This is a genomic window from Cupriavidus sp. H18C2 (assembly GCF_049393795.1).
Classification (GTDB): Bacteria; Pseudomonadota; Gammaproteobacteria; order Burkholderiales; family Burkholderiaceae; genus Cupriavidus; species Cupriavidus pauculus_C.
This window is the reverse complement of the sequence record NZ_CP186010.1, coordinates 1654755-1666237: the sequence shown is the minus strand read 5'-3', so window position 1 is coordinate 1666237 and position 11483 is coordinate 1654755. Positions and strand designations below refer to the sequence as shown.

Genomic DNA, 11483 nt, shown 5'->3' with positions numbered 1-11483 from the left:
GACAGGACCTCAGTCCGCGGGCCCTGCCATGCCGCAAGCCACCGTTTCACACACGCCGACCGTGCCCTATCTGCCGATGCAGGTAATCCTGCGCAACGGGCAGGTGATCGTCGTGCGCCAGATCCGCGAGGACGACAAGGCCGGCGTGCTCGAAGCCTTCCACGCGCTGTCCGAGGATTCGCGCTACACGCGCTTCATGGCCGCGATCAAGGACCTGCCGGACGCCCTGCTGGACGACGTGGTTCACCCGGAGCCGGGCCGCGAATGCACGCTGGCCGCCGTGGACGGCACGGACGGCGTGGGGGCCCATCTGGTTGGCGGCGCTCGCTACGTGGCGCTGCCGGGCCGCGACGCCTGCGAGTTTGCCGTTACCGTGCTCGACGGCTGGCAAGGCACCGGGCTGGGCCGGGTGCTGCTGCAAACGCTGATCGAATTCGCGCGCGCCGCCGGGTTCGGCACCATCGAAGGCTACGTGCTGGCATCGAACACCGGCATGCGGCGGCTGGCGCATCGGCTGGGCTTTGCCGATACGCCCTGCCCGGACGACCCGTCGCAGCGCGTCGTCCACCTGTCGCTCTGACGGCCCAAGCCATCAGCCAGCGCCGGCCAGCACGGCCTTCTGCCCGGCCAGCCGCGCGCCCATCGCCTCGCCCAGCGCCTGCAGGCCCGACAGCGGGCGCACCATCACCTCGAATTCCTCGATCCGGCCGGCATCGTCGAAGCGCAGCATGTCGATACCCTTTAGCGCCTTGCCGCTGACCGTGGCGCTGAATTCCAGCACCACGCTGCGGCCGTCGGTGGACGCAAACGCGCGGTGGTACGTGAAATCCTGGAACACGGTATTGACGGTCTTCAGCACCAGCTTGATGGCGGCCCGCCCCGGATACGGGCTGTGCGCCACCGGCGAGCGGAAGACGATCTGGTCCGACAGCAGCGGGTCCAGTTCCTCCATCGCGTTGCGGGCCAGCAGGCCGTGCCACGCGGCCAGGGTCTGCTGCGCGGCGGGAATCAGGCCGTGAACTTCCATGCGGGTCTCCTCGGTGTGTTGTTATGCAACCAGTTGCATAACAACATCGTAGCGGGGAGATCGCCAAAACGCCAGCGGCCCAATAATGAAACGACCATGCACTGGCTGCATTCGGTCGATTAAGTTGCGGTCAAAATGCTAGAAATACAAAATCAGACAAACGCCTACATCGACTGCGTGTGCCTCACTCTAAGCTTCATCGCAGGACCTGACCCGTCCTGTTTAACCTCCCCCTGCAAACCCGCCTGATCCCCTCAGGCGGGTCTTTTTTTGGGCGGACGGTTTTCAGCGGATGGCCGGGGCGCCGGCGCGGTCGAGCACCTGGAGGATGGCGTAGGCCGCCGTCACCCGCGCCGGGATCGGCACGTTGCGGTTGGCCAGCAGCACCACGCCGATGCGGCGGCCGGGCACGTAGGCCACGTAGGTGCCGAAGCCATTGGTCGACCCGGTCTTGTTGAGCAGGACGTCGGCCGCCGCCGGCTCGGGCGGGTCGATGCGCTGCACGGGCTGCGCGTCGCGCACCATCCGGGCGTCGTTGCCAGCCAGCAGGTCGTCCAGCGTCACCGGCCAGCCATAGCGCTCCCAGCCCAGCCCCTGCGTCATCGGCCCCACGCGGAAATAGCCCGCGTGCGTGGTCGCCAGCGCCTGCCGCACGGCTGGGTCCGCCACCGACTGGCTGTCGATGTTCAGTTCGACAAAGCGGATCATGTCCGCCGCCGTGGTCCGGATGCCATACGCCTGCCCGTCGAACACGCCCGGCGACGCCCGCACCGGCTTGTCGCCCTTGTAGCCCCAGGCGTAGTCGCCCATGCGGGCGCGCGGCACGTCGATCCAGGTATGCGACAGCCCCAGCTTCGGCAGCAACTGCCCGGCCATGGCGTCTCCGAACGGCATGCCCAGCGCCTGCGCGGCGGCATGGCCGAACAGGCCGATGCTCACGTTCGAATAGCGCCGCCGGGTGCCGGGCGCGAAGTCCGGCTGCCACTGCCGCAGCCAGTCCACCATCTGCGGCAGCGTGTTGATGGCATCGGGCACCTGCAGCGGCAGGCCGCCGGCCGAATAGGTGCCAAGTTCCAGCAGGCTGATGCCATCGAAGGCGCTGCCGGCCAGCGCGGGCATGTGCCGACTGGCCTTGTCGGCCAGCGACAGCACGCCGCGCGCCTGCGCATAGGCGCCCAGCGTGGCCGTGAACGTCTTGCTGACCGATCCGATCTCGAACAGCGTGGCGTCGGTGACCGGCCGGGTGCCCTGGCGCGATGCCAGGCCGTAGTTGAACACCCGATGCTGGCCGCCCTGCGTGACGGCCACGGCCATGCCCGGCACGTCGTACTTGGCCATGACCGGCCGGACGGCGGCGTCGACCGCCGCACGGATGACATCGGCCCCGGCATCGGCGCCCCGGGCCGGCCCACCGGCGGCGGTAGCGGCAAAGGTGGCCAGTGTGGCCAGGGTTGTCACGGCAAGGCGGAGCGGGATTCGGAGGGCGGCGGCGCGGCGCATGGCGGTGTCGGGCGGGGGCGAAGGAGCGCATTGTATCCGCCGGCGTGCGGCATACAATGGCAGCCTCGCCCTCCCGATAGGTCCCCATGCCATGCAGTCCGCTGCCTCGCTGAACCTGCTCGAAATCGTGGGCCTGCTGACCGGCGGGCTGGCCCTCTTCCTCTACGGCCTGGAATGCATGACGGGCGGGCTCAAGGCGATTGCCGGCGCGCGGCTGCAATCGCTGCTCGGCACGCTCACGGCCAGCCGCCTGCGCGGCGTGCTGGCGGGCGCGGGCATCACCGCGCTGCTCAATTCCTCCACGATCACCACGGTGCTGCTGGTCGGCTTTGTATCGGCCGGCCTGATGACGCTGGGCCAGTCGATCCCGGTGATCATGGGCGCCAACATCGGCTCCACGCTGACCGCGCAAATCATCGCGTTCAATATCTCGGCGGTCACGCCGTTCCTGCTGGGCTTCGGGTTCCTGCTGCACGCCTTTGCCCGGCAGGAACTGCTGCGCCAGCTGGGCGGCGTGCTGCTGGGCCTGGGCCTGCTGTTCCTCGGCATCGAGTTCATGGGCGATGCCACGCGGCCGCTGCGCAACTACGAGCCGTTCATCGCGGCGATGCAGGACATGCGCAACCCGGCGCTGGGCATCCTGATTGGCGCGCTGTTCACGGCCATCGTGCAGAGTTCGGCCGCCACGCTGGCCATCGTGATCGCGCTGGGCAGCCAGGGGCTGATCCCGCTGGAATCCGGTATCGCGCTGATCCTGGGCGCCAACGTCGGCACCTGCGGCACGGCGTTGCTGGCCGCCATCGGCAAGAACGCGGAAGCCACCCAGGTCGGCGTCGTCCATCTGCTCTTCAACGTGCTGGGCGTGCTGTTCTTCGCCTTCCTGATCCCGCAGTTTGCGGACCTCGTGCGGCTGGTGTCTCCGTCGGCGCCGGAACTGACGGGCGCCGCGCGGCTGGCGGCCGAGACGCCGCGCCAGGCCGCCAACGCCCATACCATCTTCAGCGTGTTCAGCACGACGGTGCTGATCTGGTTCACCGGGCCCATCGGCCGGCTGGCCGAGCGCATCGCGCCGTCCACGCGCACGACCGCGCAGGACCCGGCCGTGCCCCGCTACCTCGACGACACGCTGCTGGACATGCCGGCGCTGGGCATCGCCCGCGTGCAGCTCGAACTGGCCAGCCTGGGCCGGCAGGTACACGGGCTGGTGCGCCGCAGCGCCGAGATCGCCGTGGATGGCACGGCGCAGGACATCGTGGCGATGGCCGGCCAGGACCAGGCCGCCGAAGCGCTGAGCACCGCGGTCATCGGCTATATCGGCCGGCTGTCGGAAGGCAACGGCAGCGAGGACGAGAGCCGCCAACTGGTGGACCTGGCGCGCATCGCGGCCACGCTCGATGCCACGCGCGAGGTGGCCACCACGAGCATGCTGGCGCTGAGCCAGCGGCGCCTGTCGCACAGCGCCGATGCCGGCCGCTGGCGCAACGCCGACGCCATGGCCTTTGCCGCTTCCGTGCTGGACCAGCTTGCGCAGGCCGTGGACACCGTCGCGCATCCGTCCGCCGACACCGTGCAGCGCATCGTCGCCGCCAAGCCGGCGCTGGAAGCCATGGCGATGGCGGCGCGCCAGGGCATCATGGCCGAGCTGCAGCTAAGCAGCCACGACGATGTGGCCAATTTCCGGCTGGCCAACGACATGATCGAGCACCTGAACGAGATCGCGCGGCTGTCGCGCGCCATCGCCAAGGCCACCGCGCAGTTGCGCGACGTGCGGCTCGACGATGTCCAGCCCGGCGTGCCCGTCCAGGCATCCGCCCAGCAGGCAACCTGAACCCGGCAGCTTGCGCTACGCCTCGGTCTGCTGGCAGAAGCAGAGCCGGTTGCCGAATGGGTCCTTGACCTGCAACTGCCGCCCCCAGCCGGCATCCTCCACGCCGGGCTTGGCGTAGCGATACGCGCGCGCGGTCAGTTCGGCGTGCAGCGCGTCCACGTCGTCGATCGGGATGAAGATCGCCGAACCGGGCGTGGCGTCGCCATGGTGCTCGCTCAGATGCAGCACCAGCCCCGAACGCGAGACCTGCGCGTAGAGCGGAAAGTTGTCGCCGAACCGGTGCTCCCAGTCGAGCTTGAAGCCCAGAAAGTCCAGGTAGAACTCCCTTGCCTTGTCCTCCGAGAAGATGCGGAGGATCGGAATGGCTTGCGACATCTGCATGGCAATTCGCCTATGGAAAGGCGCCCGAAGCTGGAATCTGGCGATTTTGCCACGGCGGCATGGCGCCCACGTGCACTGTCATCCACTTTGGCTAGGATTTGTCTCCACGCCGGCTTTTACTTCGTTTTATGGATTCCCTATAATTATTGGAAATTCATAATTCCACCTAAACCCGATGAGCTACGTCTACAAGCGCCCCGAGCTGGCCAGCCAGATGGCGCGCCAGTTGCTCTACCCCAGCGTGCTGGACGAGGGCCTGCGGTCCGGGCTGTTCCTTTCCGGCCTGCGCCGGATCGGCAAGACCACGTTCCTGCTGAACGACCTGATCCCGGCGCTGGAAGACCTGGGCGCCATCGTGATCTATGTCGACCTGTGGAGCGACACCCAGCGCAGCCCCGCCACGCTGATCCGCGACGCGGTGCGCAAGAAGCTCGAAGCCCTGGAGTCGCCGCCGGCGGCGGCCCGGCGCAAGCTCAAGCGGGTGGCCGGCATCGACGTGGGCGCCTTCAGCTTCAAGTTCGGCTTCAAGCTGGAAAACCTGGGCGAGCCCGGCGGCGCCACGCTGGCGCAGGCGCTGTCCGAAGTGGTGGACCAGGGCCGCGCCGACGTCGTGCTGATCGTCGACGAAGTCCAGCACGCGATTACGTCCGAGGAAGGCAACCAGATGCTGCTGGCGCTGAAGGCGGCGCGCGACGCGATCAATCCCCGGCCGGACACCCCAGGGCACTTCCTGTTCGTCGGCACCGGGTCCCACCGCGCGCTGGTCGGCGAACTGACGGCCCGGCGCAACCAGGCGTTCACGGGCGCCACGTCGGTGGCCTACCCGGTGCTGGACAAGGATTACGTGGCCTACCTGCTGGAACGGCTGGCCGCCGAGGGCTTTACGTCCCTGCCCTCGCTCGACGTGGCCATCCAGGCGTTCCACACGCTCGGCAACCGGCCCGAGGAGATGATCAAGGCGCTGCGCCAGCTGCATTTCCACCTGCCCGACGGCAGCAATCCCGACGAGCACCTGCCGGTCATCGCCAACACGCTGCGCTCGGCCGCCGCCGATATCGAACTGATGAAGCTGGAACAGTTGGGCGGCCTGGCAACGGCTATCTTCGACCGCATCGCCACGGCCAAGGGCGACGCCCGGGGCCTGTTCTCGGCCGACGCGGCCGCCGCCTACTCCCAGGCCATCGGGCGCGAGGTCAAGGTCGAAGAGGCCCAGCCCGTGGTCAACGAACTGATGGCCACCAACCTCATCATGCGCAAGGGCCACGGCCTGTACGGCATCACCGACCCATTCGTGCAGGAGATGTGGCGCGAACGGAAATCGCTGGAAGGCAAGCTCTGATCGCGCCTCCCGCCTTGGCGCCCCCCTTCGATTTAAGCGTTTACCCCTAGTTTTCATATAACCAGAAAAGCGTAAGGTGCTGGCCTATGCAGACCCGGCCCATCACCCTGACCGAGCGCGTCATCCAGCAGCTGCGTGGCGAGATTGCCGACGGCACGTTTCCCGTCGGCGCCCGGCTGCCTACCGGCAAGCAGCTTGCCGAGCGTTACGGCGTCAGCGCGGCCGTGATCCGCGAGGTGACCGAGCATCTGCGGTCGCAGGGCATGATCGAGAGCCGGCAGGGGCTGGGCAGTGCCGTCCGCTCGCGCGTCAGCGACAGCGGGTTCCGGCTGGCCGGCCATGCCGATGCAACGGACCTGGCGGCCATCTTCGAGTTGCGGATCGATCTGGAGAGCGCGGCGGCAGCCATGGCGGCCCGCCACCGGACCGACGCCGACCTCCAGCGCATGGGCGCCCTGCTCGATGCCATTGCCGCGCGGCTGGACGATGCCGAGCTTGGCGTGGAGCCCGACATCCAGTTCCATATCGCCATCGCCACGGCGACCCACAATCCCTATTACCAGCAGTTGCTGCAGTACATGAACCTGCAGCTCCACCAGGCCGTGCGGACCGCCCGCGTCAATTCCAGCCGCCAGCCGGGGCTGCCGGGCCGGGTCCACGGCGAACACGTGGCGATCTTCGACGCCATCCGCGCCCGCGACGCCGATCTGGCCCGCCAGCGCGCCACCGAACACCTGCGCAACGCGGCCGGCCGCCTGGGCCTGCCGCTGCGCCAGTCCTGAATCCCCGTCTCCCTACCGTTTCAGAGGCAATACGATGTCCATCACGCCCTTCGCCCAGCGCCTGACCGAGGCCCTCGGTCCCGAAATCGTCGCCACCGCCGCTGACGCCGTGGCGCCCTGGCTGTCCGACTGGCGCGGTCTCTACAAGGGCCAGGCGCAGGCCGTGGTGCGCCCGCGCAGTACCGAACAGGTGGCCCAGGCGCTGGCGCTGTGCCAGCAGGCCGGCGTCCCGGTGGTGCCGCGTGGCGGCAATACCGGCCTGTGCGGCGGGGCCGCGCCCGACGCCAGCCAGGCCAACGTCGTGATCAGCCTGGACCGCATGGACAAGATTCGCTCGATTGACACGATTGCCAACACGATGGTGGCCGAAGCCGGCTGCATCTTGGGCAACCTGCGCCGCGCCGCCGAGGAAAACGACCGGCTGTTCCCGCTGTCGCTGGCGGCCGAGGATTCGTGCCAGATCGGCGGCAATCTGGCGACCAACGCCGGCGGCGTCAACGTCGTGCGCTACGGCATGACGCGCGAACTGGTGCTGGGCGTGGAAGCGGTGCTGCCGAACGGCGAGATCTTTCACGGGCTGCGCACGCTGCGCAAGGACAACACCGGCTACGACCTCAAGCAACTGCTGATCGGATCGGAAGGCACGCTGGGCATCATCACGGCCGCCGCGCTGCGCCTGTCGCCGCGCGCCGATTCCCGCGCCGTGGTGCTGGCCGCCGTGGAGTCGTCGCGGCAGGCGCTGGAACTCTATTCGCTGCTGTTCGCGCGCTGCGGGGCGCGGCTGCAGGCCTACGAGTTCTTCACCGGTGCCTGCCTGGACCTCGTGCTGACCCATGCCGAAAACGTCCAGGCGCCGTTTGCCGAGCGCTATCCGGCCTATGTGCTGCTGGAAATCGCCGATACGGCGTCGGAAGACGTGCTCAACGCGCTGCTGGAATCGGTGATCGGCGAGGCGCTGGACCAGGGGCTGTGCCTGGACGCGGCGGTGTCGGCGTCGCTGGCCCAGTTGCAGGGCCTGTGGCGGCTGCGCGAGGAGATTTCCGAGGCCCAGCGCGCCGACGGCCTGCACCTGAAGCACGACGTATCGCTGCCGATCGAGCGGATTCCCGACTTCATGGCGTCGATGGAGGCCCGGCTGCAGGCCCGGCACCCCGGCATCCGCCCGTTCATCTTCGGCCATTTCGGCGACGGCAACCTGCACTACAACCTGTCGCGCCCGCTGGGAGCCGACCCCAAATGGGCGCTCGGCGAAGGCAAGCCGGTCAGCGACGAGGTGATGGACGAAGTGGCGCGCTACGACGGCAGCATCAGCGCCGAGCACGGCATCGGCCAGCTCAAGCGCGACGCCTTCCTGGCGCTCAAGGACCCGCTCGAACTGCGGCTGATGCGCGCCATCAAGCAGGTGTTCGACCCGAGCGGCATCATGAATCCCGGCAAGCTCCTCTAGCCCCGCCTGAGCGCCGCGGCCAGTCGCTATACTGGGAGCCTTTTCGTGCATACCGCCACCGAACGGTTCCCAAATTGGCCGATCAAGACCTGAGCAAGCTGAAAATCGACCGCAGCGCCATGGCGCCCGCGCCCCGCCGGCGCCGCCGCTGGGTGCGCTACGCGGTCATCGCGGTCATCCTGCTGGCGGCCATCGGCATCGGCGCCCGGCTGGCCGGCCCGCAGCCGGTGGAAACCACCACCGTTTCCGCGGCCTATCCGTCCCAGAACTACACGCTGCTGAACGCCACCGGCTACGTGGTGCCGCAGCGCAAGGCGGCCGTGGCATCGAAGGCGCAGGGCCGGCTGGAATGGCTGGGCGTGCTGGAAGGCTCGCGCGTCAAGAAGGACGAAATCATCGCCCGCGTGGAAAGCCGTGACGTGGAGGCATCGGCCGCCCAGGCGCGCGCCCAGGTGCAGGTGGCCGAGGCCAACCTGCAGCTGCAGCAGGCTGAACTGCGCGATGCCGAGGTCAACCTGAAGCGGTCGGAGATGCTGCTGGAGCCCAAGGCCATCTCCCGGCAGCAGTACGACGCCGACCTGGCCCGCTTCAACAAGGCGCGGGCGTCGATCAACAACTCGCAGGCGTCGATCACGTCGGCCAAGGCCAACGCCCGGGCGGCCGAGGTCTCGGTCGAGCAGACCGTGATCCGCGCCCCGTTCGACGGCGTGGTGTTGATCAAGCACGCCAACGTCGGCGACAACATCACGCCGTTCTCCGCCGCCGCCGACACCAAGGGCGCCATCGTGACGATTGCCGACATGGACACGCTGGAGGTGGAGGCCGACGTCGCCGAGTCCAACATCGCAAAGATCACCGTCGAGCAGCCCTGCGAGATCCTGCTGGACGCGCTGCCGAACCTGCGCATGGCCGGGCGCGTGTCGCGCATCGTGCCAACCGTGGACCGCTCCAAGGCCACTGTGCTGGTCAAGGTGCGTTTTGTCGACCGCGACGCGCGCGTGCTGCCCGACATGAGCGCCAAGATCGCGTTCCTGTCCAAGCCCGTGCCGCCCGAGGACAACAAGCCGCTGACCGCCGTGCAGCCGTCGGCCGTGGTCGAGCGCGACGGCAAGCCGGTGGTGTTCGTGGTGGCCGACGGCAAGGCCCGCCAGGTGCCGGTCACGCGCGGCGCCAAGGTCGGCGAACTGGTGGCCGTGCAGGGCGTCAAGCCCGGCGACACCGTGGTGCTGGCCCCCGGCGACAAGCTGGCCGACGGCGCCCGCGTCACCGTCGCCAAGAAGTAGGCCATGGCCGAAGCCCACGCCGCCGGAGCGGCCCCTACCCCGCTCGTCTCGATCCGCCACCTGGCCAAGTCTTACCAGCGCGGCGCGCAGACCGTGCCGGTGCTGTCCGATATCTCGCTCGACATCGCCGCCGGCGACTTCATCGCGCTGATGGGCCCATCGGGCTCCGGCAAGAGCACGCTGCTGAACCTGATTGCCGGCATCGACCGCCCCGACAGCGGCGAGCTGCTGGTGGACGGGGTGGATATCTCGACCCTGCCCGAGTCGTCACTGGCCGACTGGCGTGCGGCCCACGTCGGTTTCATCTTCCAGTTCTACAACCTGATGCCGGTGCTGACGGCCTACGAGAACGTGGAACTGCCGCTGATGCTCACGCGCCTGACCCGCGCCGAGCGCCGCGAGCGTGTGGAAATGGTGCTTGGCATGGTCGGCCTGGCCGACCGGATGGACCACTATCCCACCGAGCTGTCCGGCGGCCAGCAGCAGCGCGTGGCCATTGCCCGCGCGCTGATCACCGACCCCACGCTGATCGTGGCCGACGAGCCCACCGGCGACCTGGACCGCACGTCGGCCACCGAAATCCTGGCGATGCTGCAGCGGCTCAACGCCGACGTCGGCAAGACCATCATCATGGTTACGCACGACGCCCACGCGGCCGAGGCCGCCAAGTCGCTGGTCCACCTTGAGAAAGGTGAACTGATCCAGACCGAGCCGCGCCGCTGACGTCCCCGCCATGTACCTGCCCAAGCTGATCGCCCGCAACGCCATGCGCCACAAGCTGCGCACGGCGCTGACCGTGCTGGGCCTGGTGATTGCCGTGCTGGCCTACGGGCTGCTGCAGACCGTGGTCGATGCCTGGTACGCCGGCGCCTCGGCGGCGTCGAACGCGCGGCTGGTGACCCGCAACGCGATCTCGCTGACCTTTGCGCTGCCGCTGAACTACGAGTACCGGATCAAGGGCGTCGACGGCGTCACCCAGGTGGCCCGCTCCAACTGGTTCGGCGGCGTCTACCGCGACCCGAAGAACTTCTTCGCCCAGTTCGCCGTGTCCGACAACTATCTCGACCTGTACCCGGAATTCATCGTCCCGCCCGAGCAGCGCGCCGACTACCAGCGCGACCGCCGCGGCGCGCTGGTGGGCCGCCAGCTGGCTGACCAGTACGGCTTCAAGGTGGGCGACGTCATCCCGATCAAGGGGACGATCTACGCCGGCACGTGGGACTTCGTGGTGCGCGGCATCATGGAAGGCCGCGACGAGAGCACCATCACGCGCCAGATGGTGTTCCACTGGGACTACCTGAACGAGACCGTCCGCAAGAAGAACCCCCGCCAGGCCGACCAGGTGGGCGTGTTCGTGCTGGGCGTGGACAACCCGGACAACGCCGCCGCCATCTCGCGCGCCGTGGACAACGTCTTCAAGAACTCGCTGGCCGAGACGCTGACCGAGACCGAGCAGGCGTTCCAGCTTGGCTTCGTGGCGATGTCGAACCAGATCATCGCGGCGATCCGCGTGGTGTCGTACGTGGTGATCGTCATCGTGATGGCCGTGATGGCCAACGCCATGGCGATGAGCGCCCGCGAGCGGATCACCGAGTACGCCACGCTCAAGGCGCTGGGCTTCGGCCCCGGCTTCCTGTCGTTGCTGGTGTTTGGCGAATCGATGATCATCAGCGCGTTTGGCGGTGCGCTGGGCATGCTGCTGACACCCCCGGCGGCGCGCTTCTTCAAGCAGGCCGTGGGCGGCGTGTTCCCGGTCTTCACGGTCTCGCACGAGACCATGGCAATGCAGGCCGGCTGCGCGCTTGTGGTGGGCGTGGCCGCCGCCATCGTGCCGGCCGTGCAGGCGGCGCGCGTGCGCATCGTCGAGGGCCTGCGGGCCATCGGCTGACGGAACGC

The 11483-nt window shown here is 68.4% G+C and carries 11 protein-coding genes; 8 read left to right on the top strand and 3 right to left on the bottom strand.

The genetic code is table 11. The annotated features are described in order from the left end of the window. The first annotated feature begins 28 nt into the window (after positions 1–28). Positions 29–580 (top strand): GNAT family N-acetyltransferase, encoded by a 552-nt coding sequence (locus EPAKOI_RS07625; RefSeq protein WP_313836644.1) that lies wholly within the window; start codon positions 29–31, stop codon positions 578–580. 12 nt (positions 581–592) lie between these two features. On the opposite strand, the gene EPAKOI_RS07620 is transcribed toward EPAKOI_RS07625, so the two are convergent. Together EPAKOI_RS07620 and ampC are read right to left on the bottom strand one after the other, a co-directional pair. After that, a complete protein-coding gene (locus tag EPAKOI_RS07620) occupies positions 593–1027 on the bottom strand; it encodes a nuclear transport factor 2 family protein (RefSeq protein ID WP_313836642.1) in 435 nt (144 codons plus the stop codon). 285 nt (positions 1028–1312) lie between these two features. After that, on the bottom strand, positions 1313–2527 hold the full coding sequence (gene ampC / locus EPAKOI_RS07615) for a class C beta-lactamase (RefSeq protein ID WP_423193426.1): 1215 nt from the start codon (positions 2525–2527) through the stop codon (positions 1313–1315). A 91-nt stretch (positions 2528–2618) separates the two neighbouring features. Between ampC and EPAKOI_RS07610 the strand changes: the two genes are divergently transcribed. Next, positions 2619–4355, top strand: a complete 1737-nt coding sequence (locus EPAKOI_RS07610; protein ID WP_423193425.1) for a Na/Pi cotransporter family protein — start codon at positions 2619–2621, stop codon at positions 4353–4355. Positions 4356–4370: 15 nt separating this feature from the next. Here EPAKOI_RS07610 and EPAKOI_RS07605 read toward each other — a convergent pair whose 3' ends face one another. Then, entirely contained in the window at positions 4371–4736 is a 366-nt protein-coding gene (locus EPAKOI_RS07605) for a glyoxalase superfamily protein (RefSeq protein WP_423193424.1), read from the bottom strand. A gap of 175 nt (positions 4737–4911) precedes the next feature. Here EPAKOI_RS07605 and EPAKOI_RS07600 point away from each other — a divergent pair, with 175 nt between their 5' ends. From EPAKOI_RS07600 to EPAKOI_RS07575, 6 genes are all read left to right on the top strand, one after another. Further along, positions 4912–6075, top strand: coding sequence for an ATP-binding protein (locus EPAKOI_RS07600; protein WP_423193423.1), 1164 nt, complete (start codon positions 4912–4914; stop codon positions 6073–6075). Positions 6076–6161: 86 nt separating this feature from the next. Further along, entirely contained in the window at positions 6162–6857 is a 696-nt protein-coding gene (locus EPAKOI_RS07595) for a FadR/GntR family transcriptional regulator (RefSeq protein ID WP_423193422.1), read from the top strand. 34 nt (positions 6858–6891) lie between these two features. Then, positions 6892–8304, top strand: coding sequence for an FAD-binding oxidoreductase (locus tag EPAKOI_RS07590; RefSeq protein ID WP_423193421.1), 1413 nt, complete (start codon positions 6892–6894; stop codon positions 8302–8304). Positions 8305–8378: 74 nt separating this feature from the next. Next, entirely contained in the window at positions 8379–9587 is a 1209-nt protein-coding gene (locus EPAKOI_RS07585; RefSeq protein WP_124684283.1) for an efflux RND transporter periplasmic adaptor subunit, read from the top strand. Between the two features lie 3 nt (positions 9588–9590). Next, on the top strand, positions 9591–10310 hold the full coding sequence (locus EPAKOI_RS07580; protein WP_124684284.1) for an ABC transporter ATP-binding protein: 720 nt from the start codon (positions 9591–9593) through the stop codon (positions 10308–10310). 10 nt (positions 10311–10320) lie between these two features. Further along, a complete protein-coding gene (locus tag EPAKOI_RS07575; protein ID WP_124684285.1) occupies positions 10321–11475 on the top strand; it encodes an ABC transporter permease in 1155 nt (384 codons plus the stop codon). The last annotated feature ends 8 nt before the right edge of the window (positions 11476–11483 follow it).